The 20,097-nt window shown below is 53.6% G+C and carries 23 protein-coding genes and 1 pseudogene; 15 read left to right on the forward strand and 9 right to left on the reverse strand.

Annotation, left to right across the window (positions count from 1 at the left end; all coding sequences use genetic code 11):
- Positions 1-141: 141 nt before the first annotated feature.
- The 5 genes from SERAS12_RS08130 to SERAS12_RS08140 all read left to right on the forward strand — a co-directional run bounded on the left by SERAS12_RS08130 (position 142) and on the right by SERAS12_RS08140 (position 3,416).
- Entirely contained in the window at positions 142-705 is a 564-nt protein-coding gene (locus SERAS12_RS08130) for a DUF2975 domain-containing protein (protein WP_013812245.1), read from the forward strand.
- Between the two features lie 12 nt (positions 706-717).
- Positions 718-948: a helix-turn-helix transcriptional regulator gene (locus SERAS12_RS25460; RefSeq protein WP_006324462.1), complete on the forward strand. Its 231-nt coding sequence runs from the start codon at positions 718-720 to the stop codon at positions 946-948.
- Between the two features lie 554 nt (positions 949-1,502).
- Positions 1,503-2,579 (forward strand): fucose-binding lectin II, encoded by a 1,077-nt coding sequence (locus SERAS12_RS08135; RefSeq protein WP_013812246.1) that lies wholly within the window; start codon positions 1,503-1,505, stop codon positions 2,577-2,579.
- A 403-nt stretch (positions 2,580-2,982) separates the two neighbouring features.
- On the forward strand, positions 2,983-3,123 hold the full coding sequence (locus SERAS12_RS25465; protein WP_256377446.1) for a toxin-antitoxin system HicB family antitoxin: 141 nt from the start codon (positions 2,983-2,985) through the stop codon (positions 3,121-3,123).
- A 59-nt stretch (positions 3,124-3,182) separates the two neighbouring features.
- On the forward strand, positions 3,183-3,416 hold the full coding sequence (locus SERAS12_RS08140; protein ID WP_041416018.1) for a hypothetical protein: 234 nt from the start codon (positions 3,183-3,185) through the stop codon (positions 3,414-3,416).
- 31 nt (positions 3,417-3,447) lie between these two features.
- Here the strand turns inward: SERAS12_RS08140 and SERAS12_RS26025 are convergent.
- Positions 3,448-3,606 (reverse strand): annotated as a pseudogene (locus SERAS12_RS26025) (Presumed portal vertex protein); the annotation flags it as partial.
- Between the two features lie 426 nt (positions 3,607-4,032).
- Positions 4,033-5,721 carry an aspartate:alanine antiporter gene (locus tag SERAS12_RS08145; RefSeq protein ID WP_006320902.1) on the reverse strand — a complete coding sequence of 563 codons (1,689 nt, stop codon included), beginning with the start codon at positions 5,719-5,721 and terminating at the stop codon, positions 4,033-4,035.
- Between the two features lie 315 nt (positions 5,722-6,036).
- Here SERAS12_RS08145 and SERAS12_RS08150 point away from each other — a divergent pair, with 315 nt between their 5' ends.
- Positions 6,037-6,426: an inner membrane protein YbjM gene (locus SERAS12_RS08150; protein ID WP_013812247.1), complete on the forward strand. Its 390-nt coding sequence runs from the start codon at positions 6,037-6,039 to the stop codon at positions 6,424-6,426.
- Positions 6,427-6,469: 43 nt separating this feature from the next.
- Here SERAS12_RS08150 and SERAS12_RS08155 read toward each other — a convergent pair whose 3' ends face one another.
- A complete protein-coding gene (locus SERAS12_RS08155; protein WP_004942515.1) occupies positions 6,470-6,733 on the reverse strand; it encodes a GrxA family glutaredoxin in 264 nt (87 codons plus the stop codon).
- A 239-nt stretch (positions 6,734-6,972) separates the two neighbouring features.
- Here SERAS12_RS08155 and SERAS12_RS08160 point away from each other — a divergent pair, with 239 nt between their 5' ends.
- The 9 genes from SERAS12_RS08160 (at position 6,973) to rlmC (ending at position 15,329) form a co-directional block, all read left to right on the forward strand.
- Positions 6,973-7,287: a YbjC family protein gene (locus tag SERAS12_RS08160; protein WP_013812248.1), complete on the forward strand. Its 315-nt coding sequence runs from the start codon at positions 6,973-6,975 to the stop codon at positions 7,285-7,287.
- Positions 7,288-7,343: 56 nt separating this feature from the next.
- Positions 7,344-8,246 (forward strand): 30S ribosomal protein S6--L-glutamate ligase, encoded by a 903-nt coding sequence (gene rimK / locus SERAS12_RS08165; protein WP_013812249.1) that lies wholly within the window; start codon positions 7,344-7,346, stop codon positions 8,244-8,246.
- Positions 8,247-8,409: 163 nt separating this feature from the next.
- A complete protein-coding gene (locus SERAS12_RS08170) occupies positions 8,410-8,889 on the forward strand; it encodes a YbjN domain-containing protein (RefSeq protein ID WP_004942518.1) in 480 nt (159 codons plus the stop codon).
- 408 nt (positions 8,890-9,297) lie between these two features.
- The gene (gene potF, locus SERAS12_RS08175; protein WP_013812250.1) at positions 9,298-10,407 is read left to right on the forward strand and encodes a spermidine/putrescine ABC transporter substrate-binding protein PotF; all 1,110 of its coding nucleotides are present in this window, start codon (positions 9,298-9,300) and stop codon (positions 10,405-10,407) included.
- A 140-nt stretch (positions 10,408-10,547) separates the two neighbouring features.
- Positions 10,548-11,681, forward strand: coding sequence for a putrescine ABC transporter ATP-binding subunit PotG (gene potG / locus SERAS12_RS08180; protein ID WP_013812251.1), 1,134 nt, complete (start codon positions 10,548-10,550; stop codon positions 11,679-11,681).
- Between the two features lie 24 nt (positions 11,682-11,705).
- On the forward strand, positions 11,706-12,671 hold the full coding sequence (gene potH, locus SERAS12_RS08185; protein ID WP_013812252.1) for a putrescine ABC transporter permease PotH: 966 nt from the start codon (positions 11,706-11,708) through the stop codon (positions 12,669-12,671).
- A complete protein-coding gene (gene potI / locus SERAS12_RS08190; protein ID WP_013812253.1) occupies positions 12,668-13,513 on the forward strand; it encodes a putrescine ABC transporter permease PotI in 846 nt (281 codons plus the stop codon). The genes potH and potI overlap by 4 nt, the downstream gene beginning before the upstream one ends.
- A 102-nt stretch (positions 13,514-13,615) precedes the next feature.
- Positions 13,616-14,095, forward strand: coding sequence for a YbjO family protein (locus tag SERAS12_RS08195; protein ID WP_004942523.1), 480 nt, complete (start codon positions 13,616-13,618; stop codon positions 14,093-14,095).
- 70 nt (positions 14,096-14,165) lie between these two features.
- A complete protein-coding gene (gene rlmC, locus SERAS12_RS08200; protein WP_013812254.1) occupies positions 14,166-15,329 on the forward strand; it encodes a 23S rRNA (uracil(747)-C(5))-methyltransferase RlmC in 1,164 nt (387 codons plus the stop codon).
- Between the two features lie 15 nt (positions 15,330-15,344).
- On the opposite strand, the gene artJ (SERAS12_RS08205) is transcribed toward rlmC, so the two are convergent.
- The 6 genes from artJ (SERAS12_RS08205) to SERAS12_RS08230 all read right to left on the reverse strand — a co-directional run bounded on the left by artJ (SERAS12_RS08205) (position 15,345) and on the right by SERAS12_RS08230 (position 19,976).
- Positions 15,345-16,079 carry an arginine ABC transporter substrate-binding protein gene (gene artJ / locus SERAS12_RS08205; RefSeq protein WP_013812255.1) on the reverse strand — a complete coding sequence of 245 codons (735 nt, stop codon included), beginning with the start codon at positions 16,077-16,079 and terminating at the stop codon, positions 15,345-15,347.
- A gap of 205 nt (positions 16,080-16,284) precedes the next feature.
- Complete coding sequence (gene artM, locus SERAS12_RS08210) at positions 16,285-16,953, reverse strand: arginine ABC transporter permease ArtM (protein WP_004942528.1); 669 nt, start codon at positions 16,951-16,953, stop codon at positions 16,285-16,287.
- Positions 16,953-17,669, reverse strand: a complete 717-nt coding sequence (gene artQ / locus SERAS12_RS08215; RefSeq protein WP_013812256.1) for an arginine ABC transporter permease ArtQ — start codon at positions 17,667-17,669, stop codon at positions 16,953-16,955. Before artQ ends, artM begins: the two co-directional genes overlap by 1 nt.
- Positions 17,670-17,678: 9 nt before the next feature.
- Complete coding sequence (gene artJ / locus SERAS12_RS08220; protein WP_013812257.1) at positions 17,679-18,410, reverse strand: arginine ABC transporter substrate-binding protein; 732 nt, start codon at positions 18,408-18,410, stop codon at positions 17,679-17,681.
- A gap of 33 nt (positions 18,411-18,443) precedes the next feature.
- Positions 18,444-19,172, reverse strand: a complete 729-nt coding sequence (gene artP / locus SERAS12_RS08225; RefSeq protein ID WP_004942535.1) for an arginine ABC transporter ATP-binding protein ArtP — start codon at positions 19,170-19,172, stop codon at positions 18,444-18,446.
- Positions 19,173-19,427: 255 nt separating this feature from the next.
- Positions 19,428-19,976 carry a lipoprotein gene (locus SERAS12_RS08230; protein ID WP_013812258.1) on the reverse strand — a complete coding sequence of 183 codons (549 nt, stop codon included), beginning with the start codon at positions 19,974-19,976 and terminating at the stop codon, positions 19,428-19,430.
- Between the last annotated feature and the right edge of the window lie 121 nt (positions 19,977-20,097).

Here is a 20,097-nt window from a genome sequence, read left to right on the forward strand (position 1 = left end):
GGCTCGAAATTCAATCGCTGTCGAGTTAATTGTCATCGTTATGCGGCAATAAATTATCGTAAAACGATAAAAAATTGTTGTTTAGTGATGTTTTGCGCGGTAGGATTCTTCCGTTTTCTACTCTTAAGAATCGAGGTCACTATGTCTACCGAACGGATTTCAATCCTGAGCCAGCGCATGGCCACAATCACACTTATGTTTCTAATCATAATCATATTACTGAATGTCGCTGGGTGGCTTTTCCCCGTGATGATTTCACGCGAAGGGGGATATGGTTTCAGCTTCTCGCTTACTGCACAATTTGTTAAAGAAAGTGCAGCTGACTTGAGTTTATTCCCTTGGTGGCAAATTGCTGGCGCGATTATTCTGACCTGTATCCCGCTCCTGGCTCTCGCTTTTGGCCTTTACCATTTACGTTTGCTCTTTCAAACCTATGCGAAACGAGCTTACTTCTCTGCCGCGGCCAGTATACATCTCGGGAAAACTGGCCGCTCAATTGCCATTTGGACTTTGCTAAATCTGATATGTGGCCCATTACTCAGTATCTGGGGAACGATGCGAGAGCCTTATGAACATAGAATGGTCACTTTCAGTTTCACGCCGCAAGATGTTATGTCTTTATTTATCGCAGCTTGTGTCATGGTAATTGCACACATACTGAAACAGGCCAGCGATCTACATGAAGAAAATCAGCAGTTTGTTTAAGGTTATTTTGATATGTCGATTATCGTAAAGCTAGATGTGGTTTTAGCTAGTCGTAAAATTAAATCAAAAGATTTGGCTTCGGCCATTGGTATTACCGAGCAAAATCTTTCGTTATTTAAACAGGGAAAAATAAAGGGATTGCGTTTCTCCACGTTAAATGCAATTTGCCACTATCTTGAATGTCAGCCCGGTGACATATTAATTTACTGTCAAGATGAGTTTTTTCACGAAGATTCAGTGTGAGACTTTCTATTTTAAGATGAAGTGCCTTTACGTTAGGTAAAGAGAAACAGCTCAATGAATGAAGGCGTATCTCTGGTTGCATTTTAACCGTCCGGGCGCATGCACAACGCATGAGACTGGAAGTGTAGAAAGTTAATAAGAAAAAGCCCGCAGCAATGCGGGTTTTGTGTTTGCGGCTTTCCCTGATGTTGCCGCATTTTTTTATTGACCCTACCCCGCCCGACTAAACTCCGTCCCATTGATTGCGTAGATCAATGAGCCATTATTGATCGGTGAAAACGATCGTCATTTCCTCAAAACCGCCCCGGCAGGTATCACTTGTTGTCTGGCCTGTCTTCCTCAACGCCATATTTACCATAACGTCGAGAATCTAGCACAAGAAAATATTTAATTATTATATTTTTACATATTGGCGTGAATGTCACATTTTAATAAAAATAAAAGTTAAACACAGGTTGATATGTGTAAAGTCCTTGTGGATTGAATGGGTATTAATGGTTAATCTCCGAATAACATAATTTGTTTAAAAATATCAAGACAAAAAGAGGCTGCACATGAGCAATCTGGTAATTAAGTATGGCGATGCAATTTCATTACAAAATCATTGTCAAAACTGGTCGGGTGGTTATTTGGCTACTTCCAACCCTGATAAAACGCCTGGATCACGCTTTAATACTGTCACAGTGACGACTCCTTCTCTTCGTGGCGAGAAAGTTCTGAAGAGTGCGGTTGGATTTTGGCGAGTGTTGTCTTGTGAGGGGAAATCAGCGGGCACAGAAGTTAAGAATAATGACATTGTTGTTTTAAAGGGATTGAATGAGTGTGATGGTGGCCTGTTAGCTGTGTATGGTGATGTTAACCAGTGTGAGACCCCACATGTATATTATAGAGCAAATACCTCTAATCTTGATCCCTCAGCGGCACCAGCTCTTCGTTGGAAAATAGTAATGCAAACCGCCTCTCAAGATGGAAAAATCAGAGAGAGTGACCCCATTGTTCTTATCAACCAATATACACCGGGTACAAGTTTCCTTGATACTGCTTATAATGCCCATTATGACGGTGAGTTATACTTAGTATACACTTCAATTGAGGAGAGCAGAAAATACAACACCGGGTTGTGGAGAATGAATCACGTAACGGATCCGTGCCTGGTACCTTCGCCACAGCCAGATCCTTGTCATAAAGATGACCCGTGTCATAAAGATGACCCATGTCACAAAGATGATCCAAACTGTGGCTGCAAAGGTTCATGCGGTGAAGATAATTCTGGCAAGCATTGTTTCAAACTACCACCAAATACCACCTTTGGCCTGACAGCATACGCCAATACCGACGCCCACAAACAAACCGTCAAACTGTATATCGACGACAATTTGGTTGATACCTATAACGGTAAGGGCTTGAACAACACGCCTATGAATAACAGTGATGGTAAAAATACCAAGGTTTACCATTCAGGCGCGGGCAATGTTTGTGTTCAGGTTGAGGGGGACGGTAAGCCATGCAAGCTGCACTATTCAGATAACACACTTGATGGGAAGCCTGGTTTTGCGACCATAGGTGCAGAGAGTGGTAGTGACGACGATTACAATGATAGCGTTGTCGTTCTGAATTGGCCGTTGACCTAATAAAGTAAGTATCTCCCGTAAAAACGAGCTTATATTCCTTAAGTGAACGGCATTGCAGCCATAATGCCGGTTTTTGATGCCATTATTGCGCTGTTTTTACGTTTTCAGGCCATGCATGCATCATGCATTAAGTGCATGAGTTTGCATGATGATCCGGTGTGAGTTTTATCCCCGCAGCACCAACACTGGCGCGGATCGCGCCGGATCATGCACCTGCATGAAAAGCAACACACGAAACGGGCAGGCGAGGCGGGGATAGCATTGCGCGCAAGCGGTGTTAAACCATTTCCATTATCACAGCCAGCGGCCTGTCACGACGATTAACCACGATAACTAAACATCCACCTAGTTTTAGATCTTGATGCTGTAGCGGCTCTCAGGCGTTTACAGCGTTGTATAATTCATCTCATACAGCGGCAAAGTGACCACCCGCCTGTCGCCAGAACGTCATCAGGCGTTAGCGATAGCGGCACAGGCCACCGGGCAGTCAATCAATGAGCTACTGAATGAAGGCGTTGATTTGGTTATCGAAAAACATTCTTAAATGTATCTATGCAGGCCGCTTTTAACAGGCGGCTTGCCAATAATGCTATGGGGGTGTAAATGAGCTGCATCGCAACCATCATCAATGCTGTTTCTTATCTTGTTGGGGCATGCGGGGCAATTATTGCTTGGTGGCCCGGCCGCAATGAAGGCGGCGGTCTCACTCCTTATGCCAACAACCAACTAATTCAGGAAATGAAAGAGCGCGGATTTAAGAGCAGAAAAGTAAAAGATATTGCTATGTTGCTGGTTGGTATTTCATTTATTTTGCAGTTTATTGCATTGTTCTTTTAACAAAATGCCGCCAATTACTGGCGGTTCTTGCTTATTCGCCCGGTAGTTCATATGGCGAGAATTTAATCACTTTCTCCCCGAGCCACTCGTTCACCTCCTTCATGCGTTCCTGCAGCGGCGTCAGTTCGTTGCACACAAACACCTGAGCGGCCTTTTTCACGTCACCGAAACCGCCGGTGTTGTTCGGGATAAACCGACATGAACAGTGTTAGATACCTTGGCATGAGCCGTGATATCCAACGGCAGATTGTATCACCGGGTAAAATTGATATTGCTCCACCGCATCCCACAAGGAACAATCAGGGATCTCTTTGGATTTAACAAGAAGCCTGCGAAAACAGGTTTTTTGTTCCTGCCAAATGGCTGTCGCCACTTTGTCGCCATCCGCGAAACAGGGCCGTGCGGGAGCGTCCGTATTGTAAGGGCGGAGGGTTTTAGGCAACAAAAAACCCGATAGTCTTGAACCTAAAAAGGCGGGACTAACGGGCTCCACAAAATGGGGACATCAAAGAAAAGCAGTGGCACTAATTCAGACTACCCCCGGAAAGGAAAGTTCTCGCCGGCGATAAAAATTTCAAAATATATTTGCCACTGATTCATCTTTGCTGCTTATCGGTTAACCGAGTATCCCCGGCCACAACACCACAATCAACGAGCCTGCCAGGGTTAACAACACGTTAGCTATGGCGTAGGTTCCGGCGTAGCCCAGCGCAGGGATGTTACTGCGTGCAGTGTCGCTGATGATTTCCATTGCTGGCGCACAGGTACGCGCCCCCATAATCGCGCCGAACAGCAGGGCGCGGTTCATGCGCAATACATAGGCGCCAAACAGGAAGCAGATCACCACCGGCACCAGGCTGACGATCAACCCGGCGATCAGCATCTGGCCACCGACGGCGCCGAGGCTGTGGCCGATGCCCGCACCGGCGCTCAGGCCTACGCCGGCCATAAACACCATCAGGCCAAACTCTTTCACCATGTTCAACGCGCCCTGCGGGATATAACCGAAAGTCGGGTGGTTGGCGCGCAGGAAGCCCAGCATGATGCCGGACATCAGCAGGCCGGCGGCGTTGCCGATGCCGAACGAGAAATTGCTGAACTGGATGGTGATCTGGCCAATCATCAACCCGATGATGAAGAAGGAGCAGAAGGCCAACAGATCGGTCACCTGGCTGTGGATAGAGATAAAGCCGATCTTCTCCGCCACGCTTTTCACCCGGCGTGCGTCGCCGCTGACCTGCAGCACGTCGCCTTTGTTGAGCACTATGCTGTCGTCAATGGGCATTTCAATCTGGCTGCGGATCACCCGGTTGAGGAAGCAGCCGTGATCGGTCAGCTTTAACTGGCTCAGGCGCTTGTTTACCGCATTGCTGTTTTTGACCACGATCTCTTCGGTGACGATGCGCATGTCCAGCAGATCCCGGTCGAACACTTCTTTACCGTTGCGGAAGCTGGGGTCCAGCCGCGCGTGGGCGTCCGGGTAGCCGACCAGGGAAATCTCGTCGCCCACCTGCAGCACCGCGTCGCCGTCCGGGTTCGCCAGAATGCCGTTGCGGCGGATGCGTTCTATATAGCAACCGGTCTGGCGATAGATGCCCAGCTCACGCAGGTTTTTGCCATCGGCCCAGGCCACCAGCTCCTGGCCAACGCGGTAGGCGCGAATGACCGGCAGGTAAACCTTGCGTTGGCTGTCGGTGTCCAGACCGCGCTCGCGGGCGATCTGCTGGGCGGAGGTGGAGAGATCCTGATGTTGCAGCTTGGGCAGGTAGCGCGCGCCGAAGATCAGGCTCACCAGGCCAATCAGGTAGGTCAGGGCATAGCCGAGGCTCAGATGGTCCTGCGCCGCCAGCAGCGCCGGGCCGTTGACGATGGTGTTACGCAGCGTATCGCCTGCGCCCACCAGCACCGGGGTCGAGGTCATCGATCCGGCCAGCATGCCGGCGGTTAGCCCGATGTCCCAATGGAACAACTTGCCAAGACCGATAGCGATCACCATCGCGGAACCGACCATCACCAACGCCAGCATCAGGTAATTTTTGCCATCGCGGAAAAAAATTGAGAAAAAGTTTGGCCCGGCTTCCACGCCGACGCAGAAAATAAACAGCATAAAGCCGAGATTCAGCGCTTCGGTGTTAATGGCGAAATGTTGTTGGCCCAGCAGCAGCGAAACCACCAAAACGCCAATGGAATTACCGAGTTGAACGGAGCCCAGACGAACTTTACCGAGGCACAGCCCCAGTGCGAGTACCACAAACAGTAACAGGATGTAGTTACCGTTTAACAAACTAGCGACGTTTATGTTCACGGAGGATAACTTATTGTTTACCAGTAAGTGCTTGATGTAGATGACTATAAGATATAAATTCAGTCGGAAAATGACGTCATAAATAACTAACCAGCGGAAGGCGATCCGAACCATCGATCGGCGGCGTATATTCTAGTCGCTATGGCGCGTGACAGCCAGCATTAAGCTGTGTTCCTGCGCTGCCGAACGCATTTAACTCTCTTTAGACCAAGGAAAAAGTTCAGCTCAGCGTTGTCGTTTACGGCAAGGCGTCACCTGTTTCGTGACACGGCTGATTTCTACGGGGTAGTGACGACGCTAAAGGGGAGTCTCCGCATGGCGAATTATCGGTATTGGGTGGGCATTTTAAGCTGTTCTCTGCTGTTCAGCCTGGTGTTTCTCGGCCAGCAGAGCGGGGCGTTCGGCAGCACGGATCACGAGCATCACGGTGAAACCGGCCTGCTGCTGTTTGTGATACCCGGCATGATAGCCAGCTATTTGTCGAGCAAAAAGCGGATCCTCTGCCCGTTGTTGGGCGCGCTGTATGCACTGCCGCTGTGCCTGACGATCCGCCATTTTTGGCTGACGCCGTTTTATTCGTTCTGGCAGGAACTGGCTTATGCCACCAGCGCGGTGTTTTGGTGCGTATTCGGTGCCATGCTGGCGCTGTTTGCGCGCAGCCTGCTACAGGCGTTTCAGCAATGCCACCGTCGCGAACGGCAATAAAAAAAGGCGCTCTAAGCGCCTTTTCGTCGTTAAACCTGAGGGGTTACTGGAACAGATTCAGGTTTTCTTTGGCGTAGGCTTCGAAATCGGTGAAGCCGCCAACGTGTTTTTCATCAAGGAAGATCTGCGGTACGGTTTCTACCGGCTTGCCGACGGTTTTTTCCAGGTCGGCCTTGGTGATGCCTTCAGCGTGGATATCAATGTAACGGAAGTTGAAATCGTCACGGTCTTCAGTCAGTTTTTCCGCCAACTCTTTCGCACGGACACAATAAGGACAGCCTGGGCGCCCGAAGATCACTGCAAACATGCATCACTCCTTAGTTGATATTCAATTATTTAATCGCTACTGCAACGACATTCTGTCAGCCAAAAAAGCCTTAGTCTGCGCATTACCTGCGTTGATACCGGTTACTATGCCCGTTGGCTTGGCGAAAAAAAAGCAGGAATTACCTGTTAATCTGATTCACGTAACCGATTAAGCCACCGGGGCTGTCGCCGTCGTGGGGAATTAACTACACTGGGGACAGTGCCTCTGGAGAAAAAAATATGCGTTCGTTCGGTGACTTACCGCGCCCGGTGCTGGTATTGGAAGGCCTGGGTATGGTGCTGCTGGTGCTGGCCTATCTGAGTATTCACGATCATGTCCACCTGCCGGGTTGGCTGGCTTCACAGCAGGCGGCGGTGGCGATGATCTTTCTCGGTGTGGCGTTGATGGTGCCGGCGGCGGCGTTTTTGGTCTGGCGTGTGGCACAGGGCTTTGGCCCGTTGATGCGTGGCGGTCTGCCGCCGGAAAACGATCGGCACAAGCCCGATCCGAAAAACGCACCGGACGATAAAAATGACCGTGAGCCGCGCGCCTGAGCGCCGGCCGCCGATAAGATGCCTGCTTGGCAGGTAATTGCTTTTTGGGGTGACGAGTGAAAATTGCCATTCTTTCGCGCGATGGAACGCTGTATTCGTGCAAACGTCTGCTGGAAGCGGCGGAACAGCGCGGGCACAGTATTGATATTATCGATCCACTCTCCTGTTATATGAACATCAACCCCGCCGCGCCGACTATCCACTATCGTGGTCGTCAGTTGGACCCTTATGACGCGGTGATCCCGCGTATCGGTTCCGCCATCACTTTTTACGGCACTGCAGTGCTGCGGCAGTTTGAGCTGTTGGGCAGCTATCCGCTGAATGAATCGGTGGCGATCACCCGGGCGCGCGACAAGCTGCGCTCGCTGCAATTGCTGGCGCGCCAGGGGATAGACCTGCCGATCACCGGTTTCGCCCATTCGCCTGACGATACCGGCGATCTGATCGAGCTGGTCGGCGGTGCGCCGCTGGTGGTCAAACTGGTCGAAGGCACTCAGGGCATCGGCGTGGTATTGGCGGAAACGCGTCAGGCGGCGGAGAGCGTGATTGACGCCTTCCGCGGCCTCAATGCCCATATTCTGGTGCAGGAGTTCATTCGCGAGGCGCAGGGCAGGGACGTGCGCTGTCTGGTGGTGGGTGGCAAGGTCGTGGCCGCTATCGAGCGACAGGCCAAGGCCGGGGAGTTTCGTTCCAATCTGCACCGTGGCGGTACCGCCCGTAAAGTGAGCATAACCGCCAAAGAACGTGCGGTTGCGGTGAAGGCAGCGACTACGCTGGGGTTGGCTGTCGCAGGGGTGGATATCCTGCGCGCGGCGCGCGGCCCGCTGGTGATGGAAGTCAATGCTTCACCGGGACTGGAAGGGGTGGAGAAAACCACCGGGCTGGATATCGCCGGCATGATGATCGAATACATTGAACAGCGCGCGCGGCCGGGGTTTCGCCTGAAATCGGGCGGCTGAATGCCCGGCGGCAAAGATTCCGGCTTTGCGGCTGGTGCTGTGACCTTTTCTCGCCCATATTTATCCTAATAGCGAATTAAGCGGCTTTGATCGTGGCGTATTGGGGCAATATTCCGTAAGCTATGCGCCTTTTTCGCGTTTTGAATATTGTGAGGCTGGTAATATGGATTCACTCATTGTCCCTGATTTGGCGTTGTTGCGACGTTGGCTGGATCAATCGGGCATTTCATTCTTTGAGTGCGATTCCTGTCAGGCGCTGCACCTGCCGCACATGCAAAACTTCGACGGCGTGTTCGACGCCAAGATCGATTTGGTAGACAACGTGATCTTGTTCTCCGCATTAGCCGAGGTGAAGCCGACCGCTCTGATCCCGCTGGTGGCCGATCTCAGCCAGATCAACGCCAGTTCGCTGACCATCAAGGCGTTTGTCGATATCCAGGACGACAACCTGCCGAAACTGATCGTCTGTCAATCGCTGAGCATCGCCGTGGGCGTGACGCTGGAGCAGTTCACCCACTTTATGCAGCAGGGTGAAGAACAGATCTCGATGGTGATCCTCGAGGCGCGGGCGAACGATCTGCTGTTTATGGGTGACGAAGAAGAGAACCCGGCTGCCGCTGACCGCCAGCCAATGTTGCACTGATCGCCGCTGTAGATGATGCATGCCGCACCTCCGTCGGCATGCTGCCCTTATTTCCTTCCGCAATAATATATTCTGCGTTTTACCCTCTGTTGCCAGATATTTCTCGCCGTTTATGCCATTAATGGCGTATCACATAGAGAGAAACTGCATAAAAAATCGATAAAAGGCGTTTTTGACCCTGAAGGCTGGTGCGTTCCGGCAACACCGGTTATGCTGCTGATTCTGCTAAGGGCTTGCGATTCCCCTTGTAATCACGTGAGCTGGACAGCTGAAAAAGGCGTATGCAATCAAATGCATAGCCATTCAATTCGCGGTTGCAACGATTGCGCTCGATCAGGAAAGGTTTTGTATCATTTTGGGATACAAGTTCAATTCTATGATTCACCCCTGTTTTGGAGGAAGTTACGGATGGTCACCCAACGTAAAAAGTGGTTATCGGGTGTTGTTGCCGGCCTGCTGATGGCCGCGTCCGTCACCGCGTCAGCCGATGAAAAAACGCTGCACGTCTATAACTGGTCCGACTATATTGCGCCGGACACCTTAGCTAAATTCCAGAAAGAAACCGGCATCAAAGTGGTGTACGACGTCTTTGACTCCAACGAAGTGCTGGAAGGCAAATTGATGGCGGGCAGCACCGGTTATGACCTGGTGGTACCTTCGTCCAACTTCCTTGAGCGCCAGTCGAAGGCCGGTATCTTTGAGCCGCTCGACAAGAGCAAAATGCCGAATTACAAAAACCTTGATCCCGATATGCTGAAACTGGTGGCGCATAACGACAAGGACAACAAGTACGGCATTCCATACCTGATGGTGACCACCGGCATCGGCTACAACGTCGACAAGGTGAAAGCGGTACTGGGTAAAGATGCGCCGGTCGACAGTTGGGATCTGATCCTCAAACCGGAAAACCTTGAAAAGCTGAAGAGCTGTGGCGTTTCCTTCCTGGATGCACCTAGCGAAGTCTACGCGACCGTGTTGCATTACCTGGGCAAAGATCCCAACAGCACCAACGCGGCAGATTACACCGGCGCAGCGAACGATCTGCTGCTCAAACTGCGGCCGAACATCCGTTATTTCCACTCTTCCCAGTACATCAACGATCTGGCGAACGGTGACATCTGCGTGGCGATCGGCTGGTCCGGCGACGTGATGCAGGCGGCTAACCGCGCCAAAGAAGCGAAGAACGGGGTGAACGTGGCCTATGCGATCCCGAAAGAAGGGGCGCTGACCTATTTTGACATGTTCGCCATGCCGGCGGATGCCAAAAACAAGGACGCTGCTTACCAATTCCTGAACTTCCTGCTCAAGCCGGACGTGATGGCGGGCATCAGCAACTTCGTGTATTACGCCAACGCGGTGAAGGATTCTACCCCGCTGGTGAACGCTGACATTCGCAACAACCCGAACGTGTATCCACCGGCCGATCTGCGCGCCAAGCTGTTCACGCTGAACGTGCAATCGCCGAAGCTGGACCGTGTCATTACCCGTGCCTGGACTAAAGTTAAAAGCGGGAAGTAATACGGAAGGGCTCAGCTTTCTGAGCCCGGTTTTCAGTCGTGTTCTGACCAGCAGGCGGGTGATCCCCGCCTGCGTTGCCATTTTGGGCCATGGCAATCGCCGTGGTTTTTTGCACTGCTTTACACCGGAGAGCACCCCGATTGAACGACGTCATTCCTCGTCCTCAAGCCAAGTCGCAGAAGGTTTTCACCCCTCTGCTGGAAATCCGTAACCTCACTAAAACCTTTGACGGCCAAAACGCGGTCGAAGACGTCAGTCTGACTATCTACAAGGGCGAAATCTTTGCGCTGCTGGGGCCGTCCGGCTGCGGCAAGTCTACGTTGTTGCGCATGCTGGCCGGCTTTGAACAGCCAACGGAAGGGCAGATTATGCTCGACGGGCAGGACATGTCGCATGTGCCGCCTTACCAGCGGCCAATCAATATGATGTTCCAGTCTTACGCGTTGTTCCCGCACATGACGGTTGAGCAGAATATCGCTTTCGGCCTGAAGCAGGACAAGATGCCGCGTGCGGAAATCGCCGAGCGGGTGGCGGAAATGCTGTCGCTGGTGCACATGCAAGAGTTCGCCAAACGCAAGCCGCATCAGTTGTCCGGCGGCCAGCGTCAGCGTGTGGCGCTGGCGCGTAGCCTGGCCAAGCGGCCGAAGCTGTTGCTGCTCGATGAACCTATGGGCGCGCTGGATAAAAAACTGCGTGACCGCATGCAGCTTGAAGTGACGGATATTCTTGAGCGTGTAGGCGTGACCTGCGTAATGGTCACACACGATCAGGAAGAAGCGATGACCATGGCGGGACGCATCGCCATCATGAACCGCGGTAAGTTTGTGCAAATCGGTGAGCCGGAAGAGATCTACGAGCATCCGAACAGCCGCTTCAGCGCCGAATTTATCGGCTCGGTCAACGTCTTTGACTGCGTGCTGCAGGAACGTCATGACGATGCGCTGATCCTGCAAAGCCCCGGCCTGCGTCATGCGCTAAAAGTGGATCCGGATTCGTCGGTGGTGGACGGCGTGCCGATCCAGGTTGCGCTGCGGCCGGAAAAAATCATGCTGTGCGAAGAGGTGCCGCAAGACGGCTGCAACTTTGCGGTGGGGGAAGTGGTGCATATCGCTTACCTCGGCGATTTGTCGATCTACCACGTGAAGCTGCTCAGCGGCCAGATGCTCAGCGCCCAGTTGCAGAACGGCCACCGTTTCCGCAAAGGGATGCCGACCTGGGGCGATGAAGTGCGCCTGTGTTGGGAAGCCGACAGCTGCGTAGTGTTGACGGTGTAGTTGAGAAGGTGAGGAGTACTTGTTATGACAATGCTTTCTGAACGCACGCCGCCGGAACCGCCGGCCAACGGCCCCGGCCCGCTCAAAGTGTTTTTCCAGCGCCTGCAAATGGCCCACGGCCGCAAGCTGGTGATTGCGGTGCCGCTGCTGTGGCTGATGTTGCTGTTCCTGCTGCCGTTCTTGATTGTGTTCAAGATCAGCCTGTCGGAGCTGGCGTTGGCCGTTCCGCCTTACACCGATCTGATGAGCTGGGCGGAAGGCAAGCTGGATATCGCGCTCAACTTTGCCAACTACCTGCAATTGACCGACGATCCGCTGTATCTGGATGCCTATCTGCAATCGTTGCAGGTGGCGGCGGTATCGACGATTTGCTGCCTGATCATCGGTTACCCGTTGGCCTGGGCGGTGGCGCACAGCAAATCTTCAACCCGCAATATTTTGCTGCTGCTGGTGATCCTGCCGTCGTGGACCTCGTTTCTGATCCGCGTTTACGCCTGGATGGGGATCCTGAAAAACAACGGTATCCTCAACAATTTCTTGTTGTGGTTGGGGGTTATCGATCATCCGTTAGTGATCCTGCATACCAATCTGGCGGTGTATATCGGCGTGGTGTATTCCTACCTGCCGTTTATGGTATTGCCCATTTATACCGCACTGACGCGGCTGGATTACTCGCTGGTTGAGGCTTCGCTGGATCTGGGCGCCAAACCGTTGAAAACCTTCTTTAGCGTGATTGTGCCGCTGACGCGCGGCGGTATTATCGCCGGCTCGATGCTGGTGTTTATCCCGGCGGTGGGCGAGTTTGTGATCCCGGAACTGCTGGGCGGGCCGGACAGTATCATGATCGGCCGCGTGCTGTGGCAGGAGTTCTTCAACAACCGCGACTGGCCGGTGGCCTCGGCGGTTGCTACCGTCATGCTGCTGTTGTTGATCGTACCGATTCTCTGGTTCCACAAGCACCAGAACAAGGAAATGGGGGGGCAGGGATGAACAACTTGCCGGTAGTGCGTTCACCGTGGCGTATCGCCATTCTGGTGATAGGTTTCACCTTCCTGTATGCGCCGATGTTGATGCTGGTCATTTACTCGTTCAACAGCTCCAAGCTGGTGACGGTATGGGCCGGGTGGTCGACGCGCTGGTATTCCGAGCTGTTCCATGATTCGGCGATGATCAGCGCCGTTGGGCTGAGCTTGACGATAGCGGCCGCTTCGGCGACCGCTGCGGTGGTGTTGGGGGCGATTGCCGCCGTGGTGATGGTGCGTTTCGGCCGTTTCCGCGGGTCAACGGGGTTTGCCTTTATGCTGACTGCGCCGCTGGTCATGCCGGACGTGATCACCGGCCTGTCGCTGCTGCTGCTGTTTGTGGCGATGGGGCACGCGTTTGGCTGGCCGTCGGAGCGCGGGATGTTCACCATCTGGTTGGCGCACGTCACCTTCTGTACCGCCTATGTCTCGGTGGTGATCAGTTCGCGCCTGCGTGAGCTGGACCGCTCGATCGAAGAGGCGGCAATGGATCTGGGCGCGACGCCGCTGAAAGTGTTCTTCGTGATCACGCTGCCGATGATTGCCCCGGCGCTGGTTGCCGGCTGGATGCTGGCATTCACGCTGTCGTTGGATGATCTGGTGATTGCCAGCTTCGTTGCCGGGCCGGGCGCGACTACCTTGCCGATGCTGGTGTTCTCCAGCGTACGGATGGGGGTAAATCCGGAAATCAACGCCCTGGCGAGTTTGATTCTGCTGGTGGTGGGAGTTATCGGCTTGATTGCCTGGTGGTTTATGGCGCGCTCGGAAAAACAGCGATCGCGCGAATTACAAAAGGCCGCCCGTAGCTGATTCGGTTCAAACCTGCTATTTTTGCAATTATTGGTATTGCAATTGATTACCTGACTTTATATATGCCGCCTGAATAGGCGGCGTTTGGTTGTATACACGGATATGTCAGACATGCTGAACAGCAGGCAGGGAATGAGATCGACTTCAGATGCGCCAGTACCGGTGATGGTGGCCGGAACGGCAATGGTGGCTATCAAATGCATCAGCGTGCTGTTGCTGTTGGGGGAGCTGGGTGTCGATGGCACTCAGGAGTTTGTCAGTACCAGCGCTCAGGCCTGGGATTCCACGTTTATTTTTCTGGCCGGCCTGCTGTTGCTGTGCCTGCAAATCAGTTGTGGATTTGCGGTGATGCGCGGTCGTAACTGGGGGCGCTGGGGCTACGTGATTTGCCAGTGTCTGGTGGTCGGTTATTTGCTGTTGGCGACCATCGGCAGCTTTCTGCCGGAGGTTTTTACCGTTGAAGGGGAAACCAGCAGCCAGATCCTGCATGTCCTGATCCTGCAAAAAATTCCCGACGCGGTTATCCTGGCATTACTGTTTGTTCCCGTCACCAGCCGCCGGTATTTCGCCGCGCGCGATTAAGACTTTAAGGGCGCAGAGTGATAAACTCTGCGCCCTTAATTATTCACCCCGAACTTACAGGGTCATCTTTATGCATTGCGCTTTGTATACGGCGGGAACCTGCCGTTCCTGTCAGTGGCTGGAAAAACCTTACCCGCAGCAACTGACGGACAAACAGCATCACCTGCAATCGCTGCTGGCCGGGCGTGATGTCGCCCAGTGGCTGGAGCCGTTTGCCGGCGAGCAGAGCGCGTTTCGCAATAAAGCCAAAATGGTGGTTAGCGGCAGCGTAGAGCGCCCGCTGCTCGGCATGCTGCATCGCGACGGCACGCCGGTCGATCTGGGGGCTTGCCCGTTGTATCCCGCCAGTTTTGAACCCATGTTCGTGGTGTTGAAAAGTTTTATCGCCCGCGCCGGCCTGACGCCGTATAACGTGGCGCGCAAACGCGGCGAATTGAAGTACCTGTTGTTGACCGAAAGCACCCACAGCGGCGGCGTAATGCTGCGCTTTGTACTGCGTTCGGATAGCAAACTGGCGCAACTTCGCGCTGCGTTGCCGTGGTTGCAGCAACAGTTACCGCAGCTCAGGGTAATTTCCGCCAATATTCAGCCGGTGCATATGGCGATTATGGAAGGGGAACGCGAGATCCCGCTGACCGAGCAACAGGCGCTGGAGGAGCAGTTTAATCAGGTGCCGCTGTATATCCGCCCGCAAAGCTTCTTCCAGACCAATCCTCTGGTGGCAGGCAAATTGTACGCTACCGCCCGCGATTGGGTTCGAGCGCTGGGTATCGACAGCATGTGGGATCTGTTCTGCGGCGTGGGTGGGTTTGGCCTGCACTGCGCACAGCCGGAAACCCGGCTCACCGGCATTGAAATCAGCGCCGAAGCCATTGCTTGTGCACGCCAGTCGGCGGAAACGCTGGGTTTGCAACATGTTAATTTCCAGGCACTGGACTCCACGCGTTTTGCCACCACGGAAGGCAGCGTGCCGCAGTTGGTGCTGGTCAATCCGCCACGGCGCGGTATCGGCCAGGCGCTGTGCGACTACCTGAACCAGATGGCGCCAGGCTACATTCTGTATTCAAGCTGCAATGCCGAGAGCATGGCGAAAGACATTGAAGGGCTGCCGGATTATCGCATTGAGCGTGTGCAGCTGTTCGATATGTTCCCGCATACCGCCCATTACGAAGTGCTGACGCTGCTTGTACGTAACTGCAAAGACCCGGATAGCCGGGTCTTGTTTACAGATTAATGTCGTTTTTAGGTCTTACTGCGGGAACCACTTGTCGTTGATGGCCTTGTAAGTCCCGTCGGCTTTGATGGCGTCCAGCGCGGCGTTCAGCTTGGCCAGCAGCGCCTTATTGTCTGGACGCACCGCAATGCCCAGACCGGTGCCGAAGTACTGCGCGTCGGTGACATGCTCGCCTACCGGCGCCAACTGAGGGTTATTCTTCAGCCATTCGTTCACCACGGCGGTATCGCCGAATACGCCGTCAATACGGCCATTTTTCAGCTCGAGAATGGCATTCTGGTAGCTGTCGTAAGAGACAGTGTTAATCTCCGGGTGCTTGTCCTGCATGTATTTCTGGTGAGTAGTACCGTTCTCCATACCCACTTTCTTGCCTTTCAGATCGGCCAGCGAGCTGAATTTTCCTTTCTCGGCGATCACAATCGCCGAGTTGGCGTAGTACGGCTGGGTGAAGGCGACCTGCTTGCTGCGCTCCGGCGTGATATCCATACCTGAGATCACCGCATCGTATTTTTTGAATTTCAGCGCGGCGATCAGGCTGTCGAACGCCTGGTTGGTGAAGGTGCATTCCGCTTTCATTTGTTTGCACAGCGCGTTAGCCAGATCGATATCAAAGCCAACGATTTTATTGCTGGCATCCAGTGATTCGAACGGCGGATAGGTGGCGGAAGCGGCGAAGCGAATGGTGTCGGCAGCGCTGGCGTTGAAGGCGATCCCGGCCAGCACCGTCGCGGCAAGTAATAGTTTTTTCATGCGTAAAGCTCCTGTCTGCAAGTCTGCGTGTTTTTATCTCGCCACCGCTTGATTTTACTGAAAATAACCCAAAGGTTCTCGCGGTGGTCGCTGGCGTTTACCCTGCCATTTAATGAATTGATATGCAATATAAATGATTAAAAAGTACAGCGAAAATAAAAAGCCCTGCGCGTAGGCAGGGCTTTTAGACTGACTGGCAGAGCACTCAGTTGCGGCGTTCGAACGCCAGCGCACGCCGCTCGACGATACGCATCAGCAACGTCAGCAGGCCGTTGACGCACAGATACACCAGACCGGCTGCGCCAAATACCATCACGTCATAGGTACGGCCGTACATCAGTTGGCTGTAGCCCATCACTTCCATCAAGGTAATGGTGTAAGCCAGCGAGGTGCTTTTGAACACCAGAACCACTTCGTTGGAGTAGGACGACAGCGCACGCTTGAAGGCGAAGGGCAGCAGAATGCGCAGCGACTGTGAGCGTGACATGCCCAGCGCTTCGCAGGATTGCCATTGACCGGCCGGGATCGCCCGCACCGCACCGTAAAACAGCTGGGTGGTGTAGGCCGCGCTGTTCAGCGCCAGCGCGATCATCGCGCACAGCCACGGCTGCGACAGCAGGTTCCATAACCACGGATACTCACGGATCGCCGGGAACTGGCCGGGGCCATAGTAGATCAGGAATATCTGCACCAGCAGCGGGGTACCGGTGAACAGCGTGATATAGATCTTCACGAGCGGCGTCAGGATCGGCGTTTTCAGCGTCAGGATCACCGTCAGCAGCAGCGACAACACCAACGCCACAATTAGCGCGGTGATGGTCAGCGTCAGGCTGGTGTGCAATCCTTTGATAATTTCCGGCAAGAACTCAAGCATCAGACAGGCCCCCGCTCAAAACGCGTGGTACGCAGTTCGATACGTTTGAGAGCGTACTGACTGAACAGGGTGACGACCAGGTAGATAGCCGCCGCAATGACGTACCAGGTAAAAGGCTCCTGGGTGCGGGTGGCGATGCTTTTGGTTTGCAACATCAGATCGTTAACGCTGATCAATGACACCAACGCGGTATCTTTCAGCAATACCAGCCATTGGTTGCCGAGGCCGGGCAGTGCATGGCGCCACATCTGCGGCATGATCAGGCGGAAGAAAATGGCTGCCGTACTCATCCCGAGCGCCTGCCCGGATTCCCATTGGCCCTGCGGCACGGCCTTCAATGCTCCACGCAGCGTCTGCGATGCATAAGCCGAATAGAGCAGGGCGAGCGCGATCACGCCGCACAGGAACGGGCTGACTTCGAAGTTATCGATCGCCAGTTGGATAGGCAGTTGGAACAGGCCGAAATTCAGGGTGAAGCCGTCGGACAGCATCAACAGCAACTGCGACGAACCGAAATAGATAAACAGCACCACCAGAATTTCCGGCAGGCCACGCAGAAGCGTCACCCAGGCAGTGCCGAGCCAGCTGACCACTTTCCAGCGTGACGATTCCCAGACGGCAAACAGCATCGCCAGGATCAGCCCGAGGATAAGGGCGCAAACGGCAAGGCCGACGGTCATCCCGGCGGCGCTTGCTAGAGGTTGAATTTCATTCATCGGGGTTGATTACTGCTGGAACCATTTTTTGTAGATGGTTTCGTAAGTCCCATCCTGCTTGATTTTGTCCAGAGCCGCATTGAACTTGCCCTGCAACTCGGTATTTTTCTGACGCACGGCAATGCCCAGACCGGTACCGAAGTAGTCTTTGTCCGTCACTTTATCGCCTACCGCCGCCAGCGCTGCATTCTGTTTCAGCCATTCGTTGACCACCGCAGTGTCACCGAATACCGCGTCAACGCGGCCATTTTTCAGATCCAGAATGGCATTCTGATAGCTGTCATAAGGCACGGTAGTGATTTCAGGGTGTTTGTCGGTCAGGTATTTTTGATGGGTGGTGCCATTTTGCACGCCCACTTTTTTGCCTTTCAGCGCAGCAACGTCAGCCACTTTGCCTTTCTGCGCGACGAACAGGGCGGAGTTGTCGTAATACGGCTTGGTGAACAGCACCTGTTTTTCACGCTCAGGCGTGATGTCCATACCGGCCATGACCGCATCGAAGCGCTTGAATTTCAGGCTTGGGATCAGGCTGTCGAAGGCCTGATTGGTGAAGGTACATTCGGCCTGGATCTCTTTACACAGCGCGTTGGCCAGATCGACGTCAAAACCCTGGATCTTGTTGCCGGCGTCAATAAATTCAAATGGAGGATATGAGGCTTCGGTAGCGAAACGGATCGTTTCAGCTGCAGAGGCGGAAACGCTGATGCCGGCCAGAACGGCGGCGATTATTAGTTTTTTCATCGCAAACTCCCCAAATTACAGCAAGTAAAATTATTAGTGTGATAAGTAATTAGCAAACTCGGTGGTCTGCGGCTGTGCAAAATGACTGGCGTCGCCCTGTTCCACCACGCGACCGTTTTCCATGTACACCACGCGGCTTGCGGTCTTGCGCGCCACTTCCACTTCGTGGGTCACAATCACCTGGGTGATCCCGGTGCCGGCCAATTCGCGAATGATGCTGACGATTTGGGCGGTAATTTCAGGATCCAGCGCGGCGGTCGGTTCATCGAACAGCAGTACCTGTGGCTCCATCATCAACGCACGGGCAATCGCCACGCGCTGCTGCTGGCCGCCGGAAAGGTGCAGCGGGAAACGATCGGCAAAGTCGGTCAGGCGCAAACGCTTCAGCAGTTTGTCCGCGCGCTCCATCGCCTGCGCCTTGGACAGGCACAACACGCGACATGGCGCCTCGATCAGATTCTGCACCACGGTGAGGTGTGGCCAGAGGTTGTATTGCTGGAACACCATGCCGACGTTCTGACGCAGCTCGCGAATGGCTTTTTCGCCCGGAGCCTGTTTGAAATCGAATTGGTTACCGGCGATCTGCAATTGCCCCGAACGCGGCATTTCCAGCAGGTTCAACACCCGCAGCAATGAGCTCTTCCCGGCGCCGCTTGGACCAAGCAGCACCAAAGTTTCCCCTGCTGGGCAATCCAGCGTGATGTCAAACAGCGCCTGATGTGCGCCGTAATAGCAGTTGATACCGTTAAGTTGAATGCTCATGCGCCAGAATTGAATAGATATTGATGCCGCGAATGTTAACTTCCACAGAATACTTATGCAATCTTTGTGCGTTAAAATTTATTACTGCGCGGCAGAATAGTAAAAGAATAGCACAAGATACCGCGACTCAGGTTCGAAGGGGGGATTTGTCGTGCATGCTGTGAGGTATGTAGCGAAATTTCTTAAGTTGAGCAAACGTTGAGCGCAATCAAGGCATTTGGCCACCGACGCCGAAGAGCGCCGGTGGCGGGGGGCTTACTGGTTTTCCAGCACCTGGCGCAATGTGCCGCTGGCGGCGTGCGGCGGTACGTTCAGGTAGCGGATATCATCCACGACCCAACAGGTGCCTTCACGCACCATCAGCACTTCATCTTGCCAGTTGACCGCGCTGCCGCCGTCCTTCTGGTGGCTCAGTTGAACGCGCAGGGGGATATTTTTCGCATCGGTGTTAGGAATGGTAGACGAGCTGGCAACGGTGGCGCTGGTCGCACCCTGTGCATTGCCGGAGAACAGATCGCCGGTTACCTGATGCTTGCCCGGGTTTTGGTTGGCGGTGACCAGATCCTGGTACAGCACCTTACTCAGGTAAGGCTGCAACTGTGCCAGACGGTTGCTGTCCGGCAGGGAAGCCGCAGGGCCCTGTTGCAGGCGCAGATCGTAAAATTTCTGTGCGACCGTATCCGGGCCGCCTTCCACACAACCGCCGGTACGGGTGCCGATATCCTTGAATGCCGGATCGACGGTGGTACAGGCACTCAATAACAGCGCTAAGGGAAAAACAGCCGCAATCGTTTTTGTTTTCATCTCATTACCTTATGTGAAAGTCTCTACCATGAAGAACGATAACTTACAGTTTATACGCAGAAAACTTTATCACCAAAATAGGTTGGCGGTTTATCAGATGCTGCACTTTCCTGCCGTCGTG

The organism is Serratia sp. AS12 (assembly GCF_000214195.1).
GTDB classification, from domain to species: domain Bacteria; phylum Pseudomonadota; class Gammaproteobacteria; order Enterobacterales; family Enterobacteriaceae; genus Serratia; species Serratia plymuthica.